18 protein-coding genes are annotated in these 19,588 nt (G+C 68.3%); 9 read left to right on the plus strand and 9 right to left on the minus strand.

All coding sequences use genetic code 11. From position 1 onward, the window contains the following. Window positions 1-979: 979 nt before the first annotated feature. From ACFYRH_RS34355 to ACFYRH_RS34365, 3 genes are all read left to right on the plus strand, one after another. Complete coding sequence (locus ACFYRH_RS34355) at window positions 980-1,459, plus strand: hypothetical protein (protein WP_387783983.1); 480 nt, start codon at window positions 980-982, stop codon at window positions 1,457-1,459. A 68-nt stretch (window positions 1,460-1,527) separates the two neighbouring features. After that, a complete protein-coding gene (locus tag ACFYRH_RS34360) occupies window positions 1,528-1,707 on the plus strand; it encodes a hypothetical protein (RefSeq protein ID WP_387783985.1) in 180 nt (59 codons plus the stop codon). Between the two features lie 373 nt (window positions 1,708-2,080). Then, complete coding sequence (locus ACFYRH_RS34365; protein WP_387783987.1) at window positions 2,081-2,521, plus strand: YdeI/OmpD-associated family protein; 441 nt, start codon at window positions 2,081-2,083, stop codon at window positions 2,519-2,521. Window position 2,522: 1 nt separating this feature from the next. Here ACFYRH_RS34365 and ACFYRH_RS34370 read toward each other — a convergent pair whose 3' ends face one another. Beyond that, window positions 2,523-3,461: a winged helix-turn-helix domain-containing protein gene (locus ACFYRH_RS34370; protein ID WP_387784554.1), complete on the minus strand. Its 939-nt coding sequence runs from the start codon at window positions 3,459-3,461 to the stop codon at window positions 2,523-2,525. A gap of 81 nt (window positions 3,462-3,542) precedes the next feature. On the opposite strand from ACFYRH_RS34370, the gene ACFYRH_RS34375 reads away from it, so the two are divergent. Continuing rightward, entirely contained in the window at window positions 3,543-4,751 is a 1,209-nt protein-coding gene (locus ACFYRH_RS34375; RefSeq protein WP_387783989.1) for an MFS transporter, read from the plus strand. Here ACFYRH_RS34375 and ACFYRH_RS34380 read toward each other — a convergent pair. After that, a complete protein-coding gene (locus tag ACFYRH_RS34380; RefSeq protein ID WP_387783991.1) occupies window positions 4,738-7,758 on the minus strand; it encodes a LuxR C-terminal-related transcriptional regulator in 3,021 nt (1,006 codons plus the stop codon). The genes ACFYRH_RS34375 and ACFYRH_RS34380 overlap by 14 nt on opposite strands. A 111-nt stretch (window positions 7,759-7,869) precedes the next feature. Between ACFYRH_RS34380 and ACFYRH_RS34385 the strand changes: the two genes are divergently transcribed. Beyond that, a complete protein-coding gene (locus tag ACFYRH_RS34385) occupies window positions 7,870-9,306 on the plus strand; it encodes an Nramp family divalent metal transporter (RefSeq protein ID WP_387783993.1) in 1,437 nt (478 codons plus the stop codon). A 33-nt stretch (window positions 9,307-9,339) separates the two neighbouring features. Here the strand turns inward: ACFYRH_RS34385 and ACFYRH_RS34390 are convergent, their stop codons facing one another. The 3 genes from ACFYRH_RS34390 to ACFYRH_RS34400 form a co-directional block, all read right to left on the minus strand. After that, window positions 9,340-10,134: a hypothetical protein gene (locus ACFYRH_RS34390; protein WP_387783995.1), complete on the minus strand. Its 795-nt coding sequence runs from the start codon at window positions 10,132-10,134 to the stop codon at window positions 9,340-9,342. Between the two features lie 64 nt (window positions 10,135-10,198). After that, entirely contained in the window at window positions 10,199-11,128 is a 930-nt protein-coding gene (locus ACFYRH_RS34395) for an SMP-30/gluconolactonase/LRE family protein (RefSeq protein WP_387783997.1), read from the minus strand. Window positions 11,129-11,265: 137 nt separating this feature from the next. Continuing rightward, the gene (locus ACFYRH_RS34400) at window positions 11,266-12,168 is read right to left on the minus strand and encodes an SMP-30/gluconolactonase/LRE family protein (RefSeq protein ID WP_387783998.1); all 903 of its coding nucleotides are present in this window, start codon (window positions 12,166-12,168) and stop codon (window positions 11,266-11,268) included. Window positions 12,169-12,228: 60 nt separating this feature from the next. Between ACFYRH_RS34400 and ACFYRH_RS34405 the strand changes: the two genes are divergently transcribed. Next, window positions 12,229-12,678 (plus strand): Lrp/AsnC family transcriptional regulator, encoded by a 450-nt coding sequence (locus tag ACFYRH_RS34405; RefSeq protein ID WP_387783999.1) that lies wholly within the window; start codon window positions 12,229-12,231, stop codon window positions 12,676-12,678. Window positions 12,679-12,742: 64 nt separating this feature from the next. Then, a complete protein-coding gene (locus ACFYRH_RS34410) occupies window positions 12,743-14,521 on the plus strand; it encodes an acetyl/propionyl/methylcrotonyl-CoA carboxylase subunit alpha (protein WP_387784000.1) in 1,779 nt (592 codons plus the stop codon). 33 nt (window positions 14,522-14,554) lie between these two features. Here the strand turns inward: ACFYRH_RS34410 and ACFYRH_RS34415 are convergent, their stop codons facing one another. Next, window positions 14,555-14,935: a hypothetical protein gene (locus ACFYRH_RS34415; protein ID WP_387784001.1), complete on the minus strand. Its 381-nt coding sequence runs from the start codon at window positions 14,933-14,935 to the stop codon at window positions 14,555-14,557. Window positions 14,936-15,063: 128 nt separating this feature from the next. Here ACFYRH_RS34415 and ACFYRH_RS34420 point away from each other — a divergent pair, with 128 nt between their 5' ends. Further along, entirely contained in the window at window positions 15,064-15,723 is a 660-nt protein-coding gene (locus tag ACFYRH_RS34420; protein ID WP_387784003.1) for an SMI1/KNR4 family protein, read from the plus strand. Here the strand turns inward: ACFYRH_RS34420 and ACFYRH_RS34425 are convergent, their stop codons facing one another. Both ACFYRH_RS34425 and ACFYRH_RS34430 read right to left on the minus strand, forming a co-directional pair. Continuing rightward, window positions 15,724-16,497 carry a phosphotransferase enzyme family protein gene (locus ACFYRH_RS34425; RefSeq protein ID WP_387784004.1) on the minus strand — a complete coding sequence of 258 codons (774 nt, stop codon included), beginning with the start codon at window positions 16,495-16,497 and terminating at the stop codon, window positions 15,724-15,726. It lies immediately after the preceding gene. Between the two features lie 267 nt (window positions 16,498-16,764). Beyond that, window positions 16,765-17,226, minus strand: coding sequence for a GNAT family N-acetyltransferase (locus tag ACFYRH_RS34430; protein WP_387784006.1), 462 nt, complete (start codon window positions 17,224-17,226; stop codon window positions 16,765-16,767). 254 nt (window positions 17,227-17,480) lie between these two features. Here ACFYRH_RS34430 and ACFYRH_RS34435 point away from each other — a divergent pair, with 254 nt between their 5' ends. Beyond that, a complete protein-coding gene (locus ACFYRH_RS34435) occupies window positions 17,481-18,332 on the plus strand; it encodes a peptidylprolyl isomerase (RefSeq protein ID WP_387784008.1) in 852 nt (283 codons plus the stop codon). A gap of 63 nt (window positions 18,333-18,395) precedes the next feature. On the opposite strand, the gene ACFYRH_RS34440 is transcribed toward ACFYRH_RS34435, so the two are convergent. Beyond that, window positions 18,396-19,559 carry a glycoside hydrolase family 76 protein gene (locus ACFYRH_RS34440; protein ID WP_387784010.1) on the minus strand — a complete coding sequence of 388 codons (1,164 nt, stop codon included), beginning with the start codon at window positions 19,557-19,559 and terminating at the stop codon, window positions 18,396-18,398. Window positions 19,560-19,588 lie beyond the last annotated feature (29 nt).

A 19,588-nucleotide genomic window follows, 5' to 3' on the forward strand; every position in this document is an offset into this window, starting at 1 on the left:
CATCGGCGACACCCGCCCGCTCCAACACCGCCGCGCCGACGCCATCGGCATCCTCGCCGACCCCCGCTACACCGAACAACTCCTCACCCAAGCCCACATGACCCCCCACCCTCCGATCTCACCCACCGAAACCCCAACACCCACCGAAACACCAGCGCCCGCCGATGGACCAACACCTTCCCAAGCGCCGGCCTCCTCCCCCGAGCGGCCAGTACCCGCCGAAAGACCAGCACCTGCCGAAGCACGCACATCCGCTGGAGGCTCCATGCCTGCCGGTATCAGCGGATCGGCCGGAGGCTGTACGCCTGCTGGGGCGAGCGCGCCTGGCGGAGGCTCGATGCCTACTGACGTGAGCGGATCCGCTCACAGCTGTACTTCTGCTGGGCCGAGCGCACCCACTGGAGACTCCGAGTTCGCAGGAGTCAGCGGATCTGCCGGAGGTTGTACGCCTGCCGGAATGGGCGCACCTGCTGGAGTTGGCGTCGCTCGGGTGGTGTGCGCGCGGGAGACAGGCTTCGGCGTCGATGACGACGACCTGCTCGCCGCGTGGAACAGCGGCTGTACGGAGCCCGGCCCCCACGACGACGCCGACCGCGACGCACCACACCCCAGCCTCAGCGACCTCCCCGACCCACTCGACCACCCATTCACCGAATATCTCGAACCGTTCGAACCCGACACGGCGACCCACGCCGATGACATCGGCGACGGTGACTGGGCCATGGACCCTGCCGCCCGCCGCGCCCTCCACGCGCGACTCGCCCGGATCAGGCACGACGCCCACGCCAACCCGCACCGACTCCGCACACCGCCCAACGCACCCAGCACACCCGGAACACCGAGCGCACCCGGAGCACCCAGCACACCCGGAACACCCCGCGCGCCCGGGGGATCAGACCCGTCCGGATCAGACCCGTCTGCTCAGCCGCCGGCGTCCCGCGACCGCGGACACGTGCGCCCCGGCAACACCGACATCTTCGTGCACCTCACCGACCACACCCTCGCCACCAGCACCGGTGTTGTGCGCGCCGAAACCATCGGTCCGCTCCTCGCCGAACAACTCACCGAACTCATCGGCCACGGCCCCTACACCGTCAAACCCGTCATCGACCTCAACAAGACAATCAGCGCCGACGCCTACGAAATCCCCACCAAGATCCGCGAACACATCAAACTCCTCCACCCCGTCGAACTCTTCCCCTACGGCACCCGCGAGTCCCGCACCACCATCGACCTCGACCACATCCAGCCCTACGACCCACTCGGCCCACCCCACCAAACCAACACCACAAACCTCGCCCCACTCAGCCGGTACGCCCACCGCGTCAAAACCCACGCCCGCGGATGGACCGTCCACCGCCTCGACCGCCAAACCCTCCAATGGACCACACCCCACAACTTCACGTTCCGCGTCGACCCCACCGGCACACACCGTGTTCCGACGCGAGGTGATTCGTGAACCACCCAGGTTTTGATGCACACCGAGGCAGTACGACGAGCAGACGGAGGCCAAGATGGGTCCGGTTGGTGGCCGAGCACCGTGGTGACTATGGCGGTGAGTGGGAGGCGATCTCCACGGTCGCGGGCCGGCTGGGGATGACGCCGGAGGCGCTGCGGCGGTTGGGTCGCCAGGCCGCGGTCGACGCGGGTGGGGCCGAGGGTGGGCGCCGCCGAAACGGGGCTCCGTGGGAGCTCACGGTGACCTAGGTGCTGGCCAGGTGCTACGACTCGATGAGCACGACCGGGTGTCGGCCCGTGGGCTCACCTGCAGCGACGGGATCTTGGTGGCGCGCTGCACGGTCGAGCGGCGGTTCCGGGTGCCGGCGCCGAAGCGGCTGCTGGCTCCCGACTTCACCTGTGTGCGCCTGACAGGCGGCGGGGGGTCGCCAGCCGGCTCAGGCATCGCCTCGACCGAAGCCCACCCGCCGAGGCCGAAGCCGACGATCAACAATCCGAGACGACCAGCCGGTCGCACTCACACAACCGAGGGTGCATCAACCCGGGACGGTTCGCTTGTGATGGCCGAGCGCCCCGTGCGCATCCGCTCCCGCCCGACTCTGTCGGTTTGTACCGTGGGCGCATGAAGACGTTCGAGGGCAGGATCGTCGTCAATGACGGCGGCGGCGCCTGGGTGGAGGTGCCCGCCGAGGTAGCCACCGCGCTCGGCGGCGGCGGGCGCATTCCGGTACGGGCGACATTCGACGGCGTCGCGTATCGCGGCTCGATCGCCTCGATGGGCGGTTGCCTCGCCCTCGGCGTACTGAAGAGCATCCGCACGGAACTCGGCAAAGGCGCCGGCGACGCGGTCACCGTGACAGTCGAGCGCGACACCGCCGAACGCATCGTAGAGATCCCCGACGACCTGGCCGCGGCCCTCACCGCTGCCGGTGCGCGCGAGGCATTCGATGCCCTGAGCTTCAGCCACCGCCGCGAACACGTCAACGCCATCAACGAAGCCAAGAAACCCGAAACCCGCACCCGTCGAATCACCAAGACCATCAACATGCTCAAACCGCGATGACCTACAGCAGGCAGGCGCCGCGCTCGGTCAGTCGGTACACGACCTTGTGTCCGTCGCGCAGGCTCACGATCAGGCCGGCATCGCGAAGAATGCGGAGATGCCGTCCCACGGTTCCCAGTGACAGCCCCAGATCGCGGGCGAGTTCACTGACGGTGGCAGGCCGGGAGAGGGCGGCCAGGATGCGCGTGCGGCCGCGTCCGATGAGTTGTTCGAGCGCGGGGCGATCGCCGGCCATGTTCTCGACCGCCGCCCGTTTGGCCGGATAGACCAGGGCGTACCCGCCTGCCTCGCTCTCGCACAACCAAGTCCCGCTCTGCAACGTGACCGGCACGAACTGGAGCCCTTCAGCTCCGACGAAGCGGTCGGCTCCGGGCTGGTCGCTGAATCGGATGCTGTCGGAGCCGACCCATCTGCTCCGCCTGCTCATGCCCTCCAGCGCAGTGGGCCAGCCGAACGCGGCCAGCAGTCCCGCGCGGTACATCACCTCCCGCTCGAGGGCTTCACGCCGCCGCGCCCAGTCCACTGCGACGTGATCGTCCCAGATCGACCGCAGAGCGGAGGCAATCTGTGCTCCGAGGTCACGTCCGGAGAACCAGCTGGTGTCATGCTCGAGCCAGCTGTGCTGCAGCGAGACCTCGAGGGTGGCGCGGATCTCCGGGTCAGGCATCGAGCGAATCGGATCGAGTTCGCTCGCGAGTGACGTCGTCATGCCTCCACCGGGCGGCAGCGCGACGAAATCCGGCAGCCACTTCGTCGAGGTCAGGAGGTCCGCCAGCCCCTGGAGAAACGGATCGCGCTCCAGCCGCCGGTCGAACGGCCGCTGGTGCGCCGCGTGCCAGCTTTTCGTCCACGCCTCCGGCTGCCCGCGGCGGAGACTCATCATCGCCCCGACCGTCTCGGCCAGTGGTGACAAGGCGAAGCGCGACCTCGACAGTGCCATCGAACTCAACCGCAGGAGTGTCAACTTTCGCCTCCCAGCGAAATACTCGCCCGCCAGGCGGCGGCACCTCATCCTTACGCAGTGCCCACCCCGCTGCAGCAGCCGGCATTCCGTCGCTTTCTGGCCGGACAGCTGGTCACCCTGCTCGGCAGTTCGATGGCTCCGGTCGCCCTCGCGTTCGCGGTCCTCGACGCCTCGGGCAATCCGACGGACCTCGGCATCGTCCTTGCGGCCCGCATGGTTCCGATGGTGTGTTTCGTCCTGATCGGCGGCGCGGTCGCCGACCGGCTACCGAGGCGAACCGTCCTCGTCGCGGCGACGGCGGGGAGCGCCCTGACGCAAGGCGCGGTGGCCGCGACGCTGATCACGCATAACTACCAGCTCCTGCTGATCGGGGCGTTGAGCGCCGCGAACGGCGTACTGGATGCGTTCATGTCGCCGGCGCTGCGCGGACTCCTGCCGGAGCTGGTCGAGAGGGCAGACCTTCGCAAGGCGAACGCGCTGTTGAGCTCGGTGCGCAACGCCACCAAAATCGTCGGGCCCGCGTTGGCGGGCATCCTCGTCGCCGCCGCGGGCAGCGGCGCGACGATCGCCATCGACGCCGTCAGCTACCTCCTCGCGGCCATGCTCCTCGGGAGCCTGCGAGTTTCCGCACCGGTTGCTCCGCGCACGTCGACAGTCCTGACCGACCTGCGGCAGGGGTGGCGGGAGTTCCGCGGTATCCGTTGGGTCTGGGCCGTCACGCTCTCGTCCGCGCTGATGAACCTTGCGCAAACCGGCGTCTGGCAGGTACTTGGACCACCCATCACCAGGGAACTCGGCGGAGAGCAGACGTGGGGATTCGTCCTGAGCACACGCGGCGTCGGCCTGCTCGTCATGAGTGCATTGATGTACCGGCTGGTCGTCCGCCGCCTTCTCCGAACCGGCCAGCTCCTGAGCGCCCTCGGTGCGCTCCCGCTCTTCGCGCTCGGTCTTGGCCTGCATCCGGCGTGGCTGCTCGTCACTGCCTTTGCGGCCGGCGTGGGCTTCTCGGTCTCCGGTGTCAGCTGGGACACGTCCCTGCACGAACACATCGATCGCGGCGTGCTGTCCAGGATCTCGTCGATCGACGATCTGCTCTCCTTCATCGCCATCCCGGTCGGCGTACTGTCAGCCGGCCCGTTGGCGGACCGGTTCGGAGCGCAGAGCGTGACCCTGACCGCTGCCGTCGTCTACTTACTCGCTGCGTGGAGTTCCCCGGTTTTCAAGGAGGTTCGAGACCTCCCCCACGGACTGCTCAGGGTTTCTTGAGGGAGGCCAGTTCGGTTCGGTTGGAGACGTCGAGTTTGGCGTAGATGTGGGCCAGGTGGGTTTTGACGGTGCCTCGGCTCATGAAGAGGCGGGTGGCGATCTCGGGGTTGGTGAGGCCTTCTACGGCGAGGGTTACTACCTGCTCCTCGGTGGGGGTCAGGCTTGCCCAGCCTGAGGACGGGCGGCCGCGGGCGCCGCGGGTACGGCGGGCGTAGGCGACGGCCTCGTCCAGCGGCAGCGCTTGCTCGGCGGACTGTGGGAGGTCGGGACGATCGGGTGGTGTGGCGAGTCCGATCTCGGTGCGCGCGGCGGTAGCGGAGGCTGCGAGGCGGGCGGCGTCGGTGGCGCGGTTGGTGTGATTCGCCAGCAGGGCGATGGATTCGAGGCTGTCGACGGCGTACGTGCGCAGGCCGTGGTCGACGCGGATCGTCAACGCCTCGTGCAGGAGATCTGCCGCCTTGTCCGGTTGTTCCGCGATCGCGATCCGGCCGAGTTGGTCGAGCGCTTCGGCGTGGATGCGCGGGAGGTTGTAGCGGCGCGCCAGCCCGGCGGCACGCTCCAGCAGACCCCGCGAATCCTTCCCCTGCGCACGCAGAGCGGCCGCGACAGTTGGCAGCAGCATCGCCGGCGCAAACGTATCCGCAAGCGGACTGTCCGGTGCCGTATCGCGGGCCAGCCACTCCACCGCGGCGTCGTACTCGCCGCTCCAGAAGGAGATCAGCCCCATCACCTGCCCGAGGTTCGACAGTACGGCGCCGGAGGTCTCGGCCAGGTCCAGCAGCGGACGCATCAGCTCGCGGGCCTCGTCGAGCCGGCCGGTGCGGACGAGGAGGGTGGCGACCTGTCCGCGCGCGGCGCCGACCCGGTGGAAGTCGGCCAGTGGTTCGGCGGCGGCGAGTGCCCGCTCGGCTACCCGCAGAGCCTCTCGTGGCTCACCGATGGACATCAGGCTCTCGGACCAGACGGTCAGGACGGTTGAGGCGATGCCGCGTTCGCCGCTGCTGACCAAACCGTCCGCGACCAGTTCGATCAGCGGGCGCAGCTCGTCGTACCGGTCCTGCAGGGCGAGGAGCACGCATTGCAGGGCGATGTTCGCGTTCCGCGCCGGCTCGTTGCCGATTCCCTCCGCGAGCCGTCGCCCTTCGACTGTGAGATCCCAGGCCTTCTCGAAATCCGTGAAGAACTCACCGACCGCGACCAGCGCGAGGAACAGCGAGCGCAACCGATCGTCACCGAGCTCAGTCGCCAACTCGAGCCCGCGGCCCGCCGCGTCGTACCCGAACGGGTCGACGGTGTCGGCGACGGTCGCGTAGCCGTACAGCAAACGGGCCTGGAGCAACGTTCGGTCGTCGGGTGCGCAATCGATCGCGCGGCGGAGGTAGTCGATGCCCTCGCTGCCGGTCGCGTGCAGGTTCCACAGCCAACGGAGCGCGGCGGCGAGCCGACGGCCACGGTCGGGATCACTGGACGCCAGCCCGTGGTCGAGCGCTGCGCGACAGTTTTCGCGGTCCGGCTCGATCAGCGTCCGCCAGGCGTCGCGGTCCTTGTCCAGCAGGGGTTCCGCGGCCTCGGCGACGTGCAGATAATGGTCCAGGTGACGGTCCCGCAGGTCCTCGCCGGCTTCCGTCAGACGCAGCGCGGCGTACGCGCGGATCGTCTCCAGGAGCCGGTACCGGCCGCCCTCGGCGACCACCAGCGATTTGTCGACAAGTCGCGCAAGCACCTCGAGTACGTCGTCCCCGCCGCAGATCACCGTCGCGGCATCGAGGGTGAACCCACCCGCGAAAACGGCGAGCCGGCGGAACACCCGGCGCTCGTCCGGGTCGAGCAACTCGAAACTCCAGTCGATGGAGGCGGCAAGGGTCTGCTGACGGGCGGCGACCCCGCGAACGTTCCTGGTGAGCAGGCCGAACCGGTCACTCAGGCCGGACTCGATCTGCTCCGGGGTGAGCGTGCGGACCCAGGCCGCGGCGAGTTCCAGCGCGAGCGGCATGCCGTCGAGCCGCGCACAGATCGAGCGGATCGCCTGCTCCGACTGCGGGAACTCGGTGCCGGCGCGTTCGGCGAACAAGGCCCGCGCCTCGTCCGGCGCGAGCGCCGGCACCCGCCAGATCGCCTCACCGGGAAGATCCAGCGGCTCACGACTGGTCGCCAGGACGGAGATCTCGGGACAGCCCGCCTGCAGGGCGAGCACGAACTCCGCGACACCGTCGATGATCTGCTCGCAGTTGTCCAGGCAGATCAGGGCCCGCCGCGTGCGGAGCTGGCCAATCAGGAGCCGATCGCCCGACTCGACCAGGAGGCCGATCGCGGCCGCAACCGCCTCGGGAATCTGGGCAGTGCCGGTCGCCCCGGACAGGTCGACCCACCAGACGCCGTCAGGCCAGCGTTCGGCCAGTTGAGCAGCGGTCTGCGCGGCCAGGCGAGTTTTCCCGCTGCCACCTGGGCCGGTGAGCGTGACGAGCCGGCAACCGGACAGTTGCGTGCGAAGCGCCGCGACCTGGGTCCGCCGTCCGACGAAGCTGGTGAACATCACGGGGAGGTTGTTGGGTACGCCGTCCAACGACCGCAGCGGTTCAGCGGTCGAGGTCAGTTCGAAAATCCGTTCCGGCGAGCCGAGATCGCGCAGCCGGTGCACACCGAGATCGGCGACGTCCGTGAGATCGGCCGCAGTTGTTGCGGTGAGCAACGTTTGGCCGGGGTTCGCGAGGGCGAGCAGGTGTTCGGCATGACGGACCGCCGGCGCGAGGGTCGGTGCGGTGTGCACGGCGATCCGGAGCAGCTCGCCCGCCGGGACCCGCGAGGCCGACTCCCGCAGCGTGTACGCCGCGGCGATCGCGCCGGCCGGGTCGTCGTACCGGATGACCGGCCAGCCCGCGTCCCGGCGTACCAGAAGTTCCCCTGGCAGTTCCGCAGCCAGTTCGGCGGCCAGTCCGGCCAGGCGGGCGTAGGCGGGCGCGCTGGCGGCGCCGGCGTACGAGGCGGCCAGAACCGTTACCCCACTCATGGGGCTCAGTCTGCCATTCGGGCTGTGTCGGGTCGCCGTTGTCGACAGTATTCGTTACCCTCCCGGACAGGGGGATCGAAGCTCGGTGGACTCCAAGGAGTGAGGACCCTGATGGCAGACACCACAGCGACCGACCACGGACGATTCGCACTACCGACCAAGAACCTGCCCGCGCCGCAGGTCCGCGACCTGCCCGAGCCGCCCAGCAACACCTGGAAGATCATCGGCCCCGGCATGGTAGGCGCCGGCGTCGGGCTGGCCTCGGGCGAGTTCATTCTCTGGCCGTACATCTCCAGCCAGGTCGGCCTGGTATTCCTCTGGGGCGCCGTGGTCGGCGTGGTGGTCCAGTGGTTCCTGAACATGGAGATCGAGCGGTACACGCTGGCCACTGGTGAGACAGCGTTGACCGGCTTCAACCGGTACGGGAAGCACTGGGGACTGTTCTTCGCGATCATGACGTACTTCGCGAACCTCTGGCCCGGCTGGGCGACGAGCTCGGCGAGCATGCTCACGTACCTGTTCGGCGGCGGCGACCCACGCTGGATCGCGATCGGCATGCTGGTGCTGATCGGCGCGATCCTGACCTTCGCACCGGTCGTCTACGTGATGCTCGAACGCTTGATCGCGGTGAAGATCGCCGCGGTCGCGGTGCTGGTGATCCTGGCGCTGGTGTTCGCGATCCGCGGCAAGACGTACAGCGCGCTCGGCGACGCGATCACGCAGCCGCAGTTCCCGGCCGACCAGCTCGGGTTCGCGCTGGTGATGGGCGCCATCGCGTACGCAGGTGCGGGCGGCGGCCAGAACCTGGTGCAGAGCAACTGGATCCGGGACAAGGGTTTCGGGATGGGCGTGCACGTGCCGCGGCTGACGTCGCCGGTCACCGGTGAGTCCGAGGCCGACCCGACCGCCAACGGGTACACGTTCGAGCCGAACGACGAGAACCTGGCGCGCTGGCGGCGCTGGTGGAAGTTCGCGAACATCGAGCAGGCCGCGACGTTCGTGGCGATCACCGTGCTGACGATCGCGTTCACGTCGATGCTCGCGCACGCGACGCTGTTCGGGAACGACGCCGTGAAGAACAGCATCAGCTTCCTGAAGATCGAGGGTACGACGCTGCAGACGATCGTCGGCGGCTGGTTCGGGTACCTGTTCTGGGCGATCGGCGCGTTCGCCTTGTTCGCCGCGGCAGCCGGGATCGTGGACTACACGTCCCGACTGTCGTCGGACATGATCAAGGCGCGCTACCTGCGCGAGTCGAAGGTGACGGAGTCCAAGCTGTACTTCTGGCTGGTCTGGGGACTGGTTGCCTTCGGCATCATCGTGCTGCTGGCCGGTCTCACCCAGCCGCTGGTTCTGCTGGTCATCTCGGCCTGCACCGCCGGAACCATGATGTTCATCTACTCCGGCCTGCTCTGGTGGATGAACTCCCGAGCCCTCCCGCACGCCATCCGCATCACCAAGTGGCGCGCAGCCGTCCTCGCCTTCTCCTTCCTGGCCTTCGGCTTCCTCGCCGTCTTCACGATCATCGACCAGGTACAGAAACTGTGACCCACCCCGGGACACGCCGAACTCGCCGGTCTCTCAAAGGTGAGCCGTCGCGCTGGTGAGGTAGGCGACTGCGGCTTGCTCGGCGGCGGTTCGGCGGTCCAGGGGTACGTCGGAGTCGTCGCGGACCTTGCGATAGACGTCGACCGAGGCCCGGAGTGCGCGGAAGCAGTCGTTCGGGGTTGTGGTTGGGACGGTGTCGCGCAGGTCGGGAAGTAGTTCGGGCGCGAGGGTTTCCAGGCGGCGTACCCCGGCAGGCCTGGTGGTACGACCGATCCCCGCCAGTGGCGCGATCGCGGCCGAACGCATCATGCCCAGGCCGTCGATCGCCTCGAAGATCTCGCCGCGCTGGATCTTCACCGCGACATAGTGCACCCAGACCCAGAACCGGTCCTCGATCCACTGCGCATCGACCTGCGGCCAGGCCGGCGTACTCTCCTGCCGGAGGCGGTCGACCGTGTCGTCGCGCTGCCACAGCACGATCCCGTCCTCGACCCGCGTCCGCCACCCGTCCGGCGTCACGAACTTCAGGTCGACATGGATCAGCGGCGGACCGTACAGCGCGATCAGCAACCGCGGTTCGCCCACGTGTTCACCGGTGAAACTCGACAGCAGCGGCCCGACGCGACCGGCGAAGTCCTTCGCCTCGGCGAGACAGGCCGGCTGCCCTTCCTCCGTGCACACCAGCACCAGATCGAGATCCGAGTACTCGTCGGTGGTGCCGAAGGCAACCGATCCGCCCGCGATCACCGCCAGCACCCGCAGGTCCTTCGCCGCCTCGGCCACCACGTTGCCGGTCACTTCCCGGAGATGTTCCGGAACCATGCTCACCAGTCCTCCCTGGATCAGGTCAGCAGGCCATCATTACCCAGCACGAGTCCAGGAAGCGAACGAATTACCGGTGCGGGCCGTAGGCCTCCGGTGCGCCGTTGACGGTCGTGAAGAGCGAGTAGACCGACGTGGTCGCGGTGAGGAACAAGCGGTTGCGCTTGGGCCCGCCCCAGGTGAGGTTGCTGACGGTCTCCGGCACCAGGAGCTTGCCGAGCAGCGTGCCGTCCGGGTGGTAGATGTGCACGCCATCGGCGGCGGAGCCCCAGATGCGGCCCTCGGTGTCGAGGCGAATGCCGTCGAAGATCCCGTTGCCGCACTCGGCGAACAGTTCGCCACCACTCAGCTTGTCGCCGTCGACGGTGAAGACGCGGATCGTGCCTTCCTCCGAGTCGGTGATGTAGAGCAACGACTCGTCGGGCGAGAACGCCAACCCGTTCGGCCGGTTGAAGTCGTCGGCGACGCGGGTCAGTACGCCGTCCGGCGAAACGCGGTACACATGGCACCCGCCGGTCTCGATCTCACCCTTGTACCCCTCGTAGTCGCTGTCGATCCCGTACGCCGGATCGGTGAACCAGACCGACCCGTCACGCTTCACCACGACGTCGTTCGGGCTGTTCAGCCGCTTCCCGTCGTACTCGTGGGCGAGCACCGTGATGCCGCCGTGGTGCTCGGTCCGGGTCACGCGCCGGTTCCCGTGCTCGCAGCTCACCAGGCGGCCCTCGGTGTCCCGGGTGTGCCCGTTGGTGTTGCCGGCCGGCTGCCGGAACACGGAGACCTGGTACGACGTCTCGTCCCAGCGCAGGATGCGGTCGTTCGGGATGTCGCTCCAGAGCAGGTAGCGGCCCGCCGCGGAGTACACCGGGCCCTCGACCCAGCGGCCGCCGGTCCACAGTCGCTCCAGCCGGCCGTCACCGCGGATGCCGGCGAACCGGTCGTCGAGCTTCTCCCAGACGGCCGGTGCGGACCCTGCCAACGGCTCGAGAATTCCCGTCATCACGACTCCTCGCGAACTCGGCTGCAAACGCTTCCGCCCGAGCCTATGCGGTTCTCCGGCGGCGCGCCCCGAGACGCCCGTCGATTGGACCTCCCGCTGCGCGAGGAAGACCGCCGGCTCGGCGCGGTGGCCAAGTCCTACCGCTGAACCGTCGTCAGCCAGGACCACACCGACGTCGTCGCGGTGATGAACAAGCGGTTCCCCTTCGGTCCGCCGAAAGTCAGGTTGGACACCACGTTCGGCAGTAACAATTTGCCGATCAGCGTTCCGTCCGGGTCGAAGCAGTGCACGCCCTCGTGCGTCGCGGCCCAGACCCGGCCGGCGCCGTCCAGCCGGATGCCGTCGAACATCCCGGCCTCGCAGTGCGCGAACACTTCCCCACCGAGCAGCTTGCCGCCGTCGAGGGTGAACCGCCGGATGTGCTTCGCCGGGGTGTCGACGACGTACAACTGTGACTCGTCCAGCGAGAACGCCAGTCCGTTCGGGCGGATGAAGTCGTCGGCGACGACGGTCAATTCGCCGTCCGGTGCGATCCGGTAGACGTGGCAGCCGTCGATCTCCTGCTCGGCGGCGTGCCCCTCGTAGTTCGAGGTGATGCCGTACGGCGGGTCGGTGAACCAGATCGACCCGTCACTGTGCTCGATCACGTCGTTCGGGCTGTTCAGCCGCCGGTCGTCCAGGTGCGAGGCGAGCACGGTCCGGGTTCCGTCGTACTCCGTGCGCACGACCTGGCGATCACCTTGTGAGCAGCTGATCAGCCGGCCGGCGCGGTCGATGGTGTTGCCGTTGACGTAGCCGGACGGCTCGCGGAACACGCTGACGATTCCGGAGACCTCGTCCCAGCGGAGCATCCGGTCGTTCGGGATGTCGCTGAAGATCAGGCAGCGCCAGGCGGGCGAGTACGCCGGTCCTTCGAGCCAGCGACCGCCGTCGTACAGACAGTCCAGGTACTCGTCGCCGGCGATCCGCGCGAAGCGTTCGTCGAGCACCACGAGCTCGGCTCTCAGGCGCGGTGGAGTGTCGGTCAGGGTGATCGTCATGACCAAATCCTATCCTGCTATCTTCATCATCAACAGAATCTGATTTGGATGAAGGCGACAATGGCCATAGATGATGTGGATCGCACCCTGCTCGCGGCGCTCCAGGACGACGCCGGGCAGTCCTACGCGACCCTCGGACGGCTGGCCGGGCTCTCGGCCGGATCGGCCCACGAGCGGGTGCGGAAACTGAAGGCGTCCGGCGCGATCCGGCGCACGACGGTCGACGTCGACCCGGCGGAGGTCGGCCTCGGCGTCCTCGCGTTCGTCCTGCTCGAGGCCAATTCGTGGATGGGCGATGCTCCGACCGTCGACGCGCTGCGCGAGATCCCCGCCATCCAGGAGGCGCACATCATCGCCGGCCCGGCGTCGGTGCTGGTGAAGGTGCGGACGTCGACCACGGAGGACCTGCAGGCCACACTGCGTGCCCTTCATCAGGTGGACGGCGTGACCAGCACTCAGACAATCGTCGTACTGGAGTCCTTCTTCGAGCGACCACCCACCGTGGTGTGAGCAACACCCTGTCCTCCTGGACGGCCGCTTGACCCTAGACTCGGGCCAGCCGAAGGGAGCAGCTGTGTCCGACAGCAAGCAGATCACCAAGGTGCTGGTCGCCAACCGGGGCGAGATCGCCGTCCGGGTCGTCCGGGCCGCCGCCGACGCGGGCCTGGGCAGCGTCGCGCTGTACGCCGACCAGGACCGGGACGCGCTGTTCGTCCGGCTCGCCGACGAGGCGTACGCGCTGGACGGGTCGACCCCCGCCGACACCTACCTGAACATCGCGAAGATCCTGGACGTCGCGGCCCGCTCCGGCGCGGACGCCGTCCACCCCGGGTACGGCTTCCTGGCCGAGAACGCGGAGTTCGCGCAGGCCGTACTGGACGCCGGGCTGATCTGGATCGGCCCGCCGCCGTCGGCGATCGACTCGCTCGGCGACAAGGTCAAGGCCCGGCACATCGCCGAGAAGGTCGGCGCGCCACAGGTTCCGGGGACACCCGATCCGGTCGCCGGCGCGGACGAGGTCGTTGCCTTCGCCGAGCAGTTCGGCCTGCCGATCGCGATCAAGGCGGCGTACGGCGGTGGTGGACGCGGGATGAAGGTCGCGCGCACGATCGAAGAGATCCCGGAGCTGTTCGAGTCCGCGACCCGGGAGGCGGTCAGCGCCTTCGGGCGCGGCGAGTGCTTCGTCGAGCGGTACCTGGACAAGCCGCGGCACGTCGAGACCCAGTGCCTGGCCGATGCCCACGGCAACGTTGTGGTGGTGTCGACACGGGACTGCTCGCTGCAACGCCGGTACCAGAAGCTGGTCGAGGAAGCGCCTGCTCCGTTCTTGAGCGACGAGCAGATGTCGATCCTGTACTCCTCGTCCAAGAAGATCCTGCGCGAGGCCGGGTACGTCGGCGCGGGCACGTGCGAGTTCCTCGTCGGGCAGGACGGGATGATCTCGTTCCTCGAGGTGAACACCCGGCTGCAGGTCGAGCACCCGGTCTCCGAGGAGGTCACCGGTCTGGACCTGGTGCGGGAGATGTTCCGGATCGCCAACGGCGAGGAGCTCGGGTACGACGACCCGGAGATCTCCGGCCACTCGATCGAGTTCCGGATCAACGCCGAGGACGGCGGCCGTGGATTCCTTCCGGCTCCCGGCACGCTGACCCGCTGGCACGCCCCGTCCGGTCCCGGCATCCGCCTCGACGGCGGGTACGACCAGGGCGAGACGGTGCCCGGCGCGTTCGACTCACTGGTCGCGAAGCTGATCGTCACCGGCCGGGACCGCACCCAGGCGCTGGAGCGTTCGCGGCGTGCGCTGCGCGAGTTCGTCGTCGAAGGCATGCCGACGGTCATCCCGTTCCACCAGTCCGTCGTCTCCGACCCGGCCTTCGTCGGGACCGACGGCTTCCGGGTCCACACCCGCTGGATCGAGACCGAGTACGACAACCAGCTCACGCCGTACGACGGGCCGACGGCCGACGCGCCCGCTGACGACGAACGCGAGAAGGTGACGGTCGAGGTCGGCGGCAAGCGCCTCGAGGTCGTGCTGCCCGCCGGCCTGGGTGCGGTCGGCGCGGTGGCCGCGGCCGGCGCCGGTGCGAAGAAGAAGCCGTCGCGTCGGGCCGGTGGGTCGAAGGGGTCCGCGGCGTCCGGCGACTCGCTCACCTCGCCGATGCAGGGCACGATCGTGAAGATCGCCGTCGAGGAAGGCGCGACCGTTGCCGAGGGCGACCTGATCGTCGTACTCGAGGCGATGAAGATGGAGCAGCCCCTCAACGCGCACAAGTCCGGCACGGTCACCGGCCTCGCCGCCGAGGTCGGCGCAACTGTTTCCGCAGGTGCCGCGATCTGCGAGATCAAGGACTGACGGAGGGGGCCGGGAACCCCGGCCCCCTTGTGTTCAGTAGCTGAGCGTGCCGCCGACGACGTACCCGCCGTTGCCGCCCTTCGGGGCGAGCAGCATCACGAAGCACGTCCCCTTCGGCACCTCGGTGGCGAGCGTTTGCGCCTTCGCCTTCGCGGTGAACACCTTGACGTCACCCAGGTCGTGCCCGCTGTCGCACTCCTCCACCAGCACCTGCGTGTTCTTCGGCAGGGTGCTCAAGGTCAGCTTGATGTCCTCACCCTGGGACACGTACGCCCCACCGGTGCTGAAGCCTTTGCCTGACAACAGGTGCACGTACGGCTGACTCGCCCCGGTCGCCGTAGGCGCCGCGTAAGCACTTCCCACCGGCGCCGCCACCAACGCGACCCCCGCCACAACCGCTGCTCCGATCCGCATGACTTTGTCCCCTTCGTCGGTTACATACCGGGTATATAGATACCGAGTATGTCTGCCGCGAGGGTCACATCACCGGCCGGCTGTTCCCCGAGTCCGTTGAACCTCACTTCTGGCATAGTCCGGGAGTTATGGGGAGTTCAGTAGCGGAGTCGTGGGGGCGGATCGTCGGGTGGCTGGAGGAGCATCTGCCGGAGGCGGTGGAAACCCTCCAGCCGCCGGCATCGGCGCAGGACATCTCCCGGCTACGGGAGACGATGGCACGGCGGCTGCCGAGTGACTTGATCGCCTGGTTGTTGCTGAACAACGGTTTCAACCGACGCGCCGCGTTCGGGAACCTCATCCCGGTCCTCTACGTGCCGATGTCGACCGACCAGATGCTCCGCGACCGCGAGATGCTGCAGCAGGTCTGGACGTCGATCGTTCCGGAGCGGCCGTACGCGGCCGAGCAGGCTCCCGCCGGCACCCGGTCCTTCGAGTGGCTCGACGCGTTCCTCCCGATCGGCGACGCCGGAACGGACTGCCATCTCTTCGTCGACCTCCGCGAAGGCGACCACTTCGGCTGCGTCGGCAACTACGACGCACAGGCGGGTGGATTCGACGAACCGAAATGGTTCAGCATCACCGAGATGCTCGCCGACGTGGCGGATGCGCTCATCCTCGACCAGCCCGCCCTCGCCGACCACGGCCGCCGGGTACACGCCGCCAACCCGTTTCCCACGTCACCACCACGCGCCTGGACGCCATACATCGAGGACCGCTACCTCCGGTGGAACCTCGTCGACCTATAGCTACCCCGGAACGTACCGCGCCAGGTTCCGCCACGACTCCTGGCTGTCCTCGGAGTCGGCGTGCGGCAGGCGGAACAGCTGGACGTACGAGGCGATCTCGGCCAGCGTCCACCAGACTCCGAACAACTCAAGGGTCGCGGAGCGCGGGCTGACCGGCCCGGCCTCCGCTTGGTACGCCGGCAGGACGTCGGTCGACTCACCAAGGACTGGCCCTAGGTCACGTTCGCGCGGCGCGAGCTGCACGGTGTTCCAGTCGATCAGGTGCATCCGGCCGTCGGCTGTGCGTACGACGTTGGCGCTGTGCGGCTCGCCGTGGGTCACCACCCAGGGGTCGCCGGACGCGTCGACCTCGCGAACCAGCGCGTCGTAGTACGCGAGCCTTTCCTGCAGATGATCGAGCGCACCGGCCAGCCGCAGCCGCGTGGGCTCGGCGTAAGGCCCGGCGGACCAGGGCCGGTCGAGCTCCGTCAACGCGGCCAGCAGCGCATCGCGCCCCGGCACGGCGAAGTTCCAGCGCTGCAGGTTCTTCGGCGGTCGTGCGGTGTGCAGGCGGCCGAGGATTTCGGCGATCTGCAGGCGCTCCGCGGGGTCGTCCCATTCACCGCCCGGAGTGCTCCACCCCTCCAGGAACGGCAGGACCACCATCAGCCAACCCGGCAGCACCTCCCGGACGAGCTGCCCAGTGCGATCAGGCAAGGGCGCCACAACAAACTCGTAGCCACTGTCCGCCAGCTCCTTCGTCGCCCGCACCGCCGCCACGATCGCGTCTCGCACCCGCTCGGCGGTATCGCCCAGCCAGTTACCCCGCGGATCAAGCCGATCCGCGGTAACGAACCAACGCGGACCATCGGCATCTGCGGCAACCCAGTGATAACTGCCGAAACCCACAGGCGCGTAGGTCACCTCACGAGCCCGAAAACCCCAATAATCATTGAGGAATTCCCCCACCCTGCCACACGAGATCTCGCCGGGTTCATCCCTCATCCCACCGACACTAACCACCAGCCCAACGAGATTCAGGTGGTTTTCCTGGACCGAGAGTCACCCCAGCGCGAGTACGTAGATCGCCGCCGGATTCCCCGCACTCCACCCCGGCAACGGGTCAATCGTGTCGATCTGCACGAAACCCATCCGCTCCCAGAATGCCCGGGTGGATTCGTAGGGCTCGTACTCCACGCTCCCATCGAGCGTCTTCACCTCGACGACTTCTACACCGTCTGCCCGCAACTCCGCCAGTACCTCTCGCATCAGCAGCCCGCCAACACCCTGCCCGCGGAGCGATACCTCCACCGCCGCCCACAGAACCTCCGCCGCACGCGTGCCCCGGCGTTCAGCCACCACAAAGCCGGCCACCCGCCCGTCGCGCGCTGCGATCCACCCGTCGTGACGCTCGAGGTCCCCGCGCAGCGTCTCCGGTACGTCGGGCGTGAAGTACTCCGGAAGAGCCCGCACGATCCGCACGCAGGCGTCGACGTCCTCAGCCGCAGCTCGGCGCACATCCATCACAGCCCCCAGTCTCATAGCCACCCAGCCCACCCGCGAGCCCCCAGGCCGGACCTCCAGGCCATCGCGATCGAGGCGGGACGGCGCGCGTCACGCTCAGTGTGGCGGGGGCGGGGCGGATTGTGATGGCTTGGGGATTCGTTGGGTTGGGGAGGTGGGGTCTCAGGGGTGAAACGAATGGGGGGATTAACAGGCGGTTCTCAGGTTTTGGTTGTAGGTTCCCGTGCAGGCATTCGGGTGAGGAGGGTTACTGCATGTCCAAGAAGACCCATCAGCAGCAGCTGGCGGCGCGGAAGGCGAAGCGGCAGGCCGAGCGGGACGCGGAGCGGCGGCGGCAGCGGCGGAATCTGGCGATCACGGTGACGGCGGTCGCGACGGTGGTCGTGGTGGTGGTCGGGGTCTTCCTGGTGTTCGGCGTGGGCGGGGACGACAAGCCGGCCGCGGCGGGTCAGACGGCGCCGGCGGAGAACCGGCCGGCGAGCATCCCGACGGCGATGGCGGCGGCTCCGAAGCGACCGACGCCGCTGGCGGCCGAGGTGAACTGCACGTACAAGAAGTCCGCCGAGCCGGCCGCGAAGCAGGTGAACCTGCCGGCCGACGGGCAGACCAAGGCGTCGGGTACGTCGAAGGTCAGCCTGAACACGTCGATCGGCGACCTGCAGCTCACCCTCGACAGCGCGCTGGCGCCGTGTGCGGTGAAGAGCTTCCTGAGCCTGGTCGGGCAGAAGTACTACGACAACACCAAGTGCCACCGGCTGACGGTCGGCGAGGGGCTGCAGGTGCTGCAGTGCGGTGACCCGACGGGGACCGGGTCGGGCGGGCCCGGGTACAGCTTCGCGGACGAGGTGTTCCCGACGTTGAAGTACGGGCGTGGCACCCTGGCGATGGCGAACTCGGGCGCGAACACGAACGGGAGCCAGTTCTTCATCGTGTACGGCGATGCGTCGGGGCTGACCGCGCAGTACACCGCGTTCGGGACGATCGACGAGCCGAGCCTGAAGCTGATCGACAAGGTCGCCGAGGCAGGGGTGACGCCGCAGAACAGCCCGCAGGACGGGTCGCCGATCACGCCCGTGGAGATCAAGACCGCCAGCGCGGCAGCCTGAAACCGAACAGAAGCGCCGCCCGTCCCCTGCAGGGGACGGGCGGCGCGTTGTTGTTGCTTTGGGTCAGGCGAGGAGGCCGTACCTCGAGCGGGGCCAGGCCAGGAGGGCGTGGACTTGGGTCATGCCGGACTGCTGGAGGAGTTCGACCGTGCCCTCGCGGAACTTGTACAGGTTGGTCGCGGGGTCGCGGGTGGTGGTCCAGTTGTCGTCGGCGTACGACTGCATCGCCTTGCGGTACCGCGCGTCGGGGGCGACCGAGTCGAGGATCAGCAGGTTCTTGAACCAGATCGAGTTGAACGCCGCGCCCTGCTTGGCGAGCATCTCGGGGGTGTTGTAGAACGCCAGCGACGCGTTCGCCACCGACTTCGCGTCCTTCAGGTACTTCGCGTCACCCGTTGCCTTGAACAACAACACACCCGCACCGAGCATCACGCCCTGGTTGTAGCTCCACTGCGTTTTCTCGATGTTTCCGGCGAGGTCGATGTGGTCCCAGTACAGGCCGTTCGGCGCGAGCATGCAGGTCTGGGCCCACGTGTACATCCGCTGCGCCCAGGTCAGGTACGACTTGTCCCGGGTCAGCAGATAGAGGTGCGCGCCGAGCTCGGCGCCCGGGCCGTTCGAGATCGTGTTGCGGTCCTGGCTCCACGGGGCCTGGGTCCAGTAGACGCCGCCCGCGCACGGGTGCGACGTGTCGGTGTCCCAGCCGTGGACGGTCAGCGCGAAGATGTCCTTGGCACGAGCGAGTGCAGCGCGGTCACCAGTCCGCTTGTACCGCTGGATCAGGTTCAGCCCGATCCACTCGTTGTCGTCGTAGAACTTGTCCCCGCCCTGACCGTTGGGCGGCCGGACGTAGGAGTCGTAGCCGGTCGGCGTGGTCCCGGCGTTCCAGTAGAACTCGTACGCCGCGAGCCGGCGGTCGGCCTCCTTCGAGCCCTGCACACCAGCACCGGGCACCCCGGCCAGGTCCTCGGCCGCGATGGCTGCCTGCGAGTAGGGCCAGACGTACGAGTAGGCGTTGCCTCCCGTGTGCGGGTACTCCTCCAGCAGCAGTCCGCGGCCGGCGTCGAAGTACTTGTTGATGGCGTCGTACGACGCCCGGGCGCGCGCCGCGGCGGTCGGGTCGGTCCCGGCCCCGGCGTCAGCGGTCGTCATGTTCAGCGTCCCGAGGACGGCGACCGCGAGCGCTCCAGCGGCCAGACGAGTTGATATACCAAATTTCCTGCGCATCGACCTGCTCCTCCTGGGCGGTGGCGGTT

Origin of the sequence: Kribbella sp. NPDC004875 (assembly GCF_042873375.1) — a bacterium.
Classification (GTDB): domain Bacteria; phylum Actinomycetota; class Actinomycetes; order Propionibacteriales; family Kribbellaceae; genus Kribbella.

Excerpts from the sequence above, each read along its gene's own strand:
- ACFYRH_RS34420 (WP_387784003.1), top strand. The coding sequence starts at position 15,064 with ATGGGGAGTTCAGTAGCGGAGTCGTGGGGGCGGATCGTCGGGTGGCTG.
- ACFYRH_RS34415 (WP_387784001.1), bottom strand. The coding sequence starts at position 14,935 with ATGCGGATCGGAGCAGCGGTTGTGGCGGGGGTCGCGTTGGTGGCGGCG.
- ACFYRH_RS34440 (WP_387784010.1), bottom strand. The coding sequence starts at position 19,559 with ATGCGCAGGAAATTTGGTATATCAACTCGTCTGGCCGCTGGAGCGCTC.
- ACFYRH_RS34395 (WP_387783997.1), bottom strand. The coding sequence starts at position 11,128 with ATGACGGGAATTCTCGAGCCGTTGGCAGGGTCCGCACCGGCCGTCTGG.
- ACFYRH_RS34430 (WP_387784006.1), bottom strand. The coding sequence starts at position 17,226 with ATGGATGTGCGCCGAGCTGCGGCTGAGGACGTCGACGCCTGCGTGCGG.
- ACFYRH_RS34435 (WP_387784008.1), top strand. The coding sequence starts at position 17,481 with ATGTCCAAGAAGACCCATCAGCAGCAGCTGGCGGCGCGGAAGGCGAAG.
- ACFYRH_RS34385 (WP_387783993.1), top strand. The coding sequence starts at position 7,870 with ATGGCAGACACCACAGCGACCGACCACGGACGATTCGCACTACCGACC.
- ACFYRH_RS34400 (WP_387783998.1), bottom strand. The coding sequence starts at position 12,168 with ATGACGATCACCCTGACCGACACTCCACCGCGCCTGAGAGCCGAGCTC.
- ACFYRH_RS34380 (WP_387783991.1), bottom strand. The coding sequence starts at position 7,758 with ATGAGTGGGGTAACGGTTCTGGCCGCCTCGTACGCCGGCGCCGCCAGC.
- ACFYRH_RS34370 (WP_387784554.1), bottom strand. The coding sequence starts at position 3,461 with ATGGCACTGTCGAGGTCGCGCTTCGCCTTGTCACCACTGGCCGAGACG.
- ACFYRH_RS34365 (WP_387783987.1), top strand. The coding sequence starts at position 2,081 with ATGAAGACGTTCGAGGGCAGGATCGTCGTCAATGACGGCGGCGGCGCC.
- ACFYRH_RS34405 (WP_387783999.1), top strand. The coding sequence starts at position 12,229 with ATGGCCATAGATGATGTGGATCGCACCCTGCTCGCGGCGCTCCAGGAC.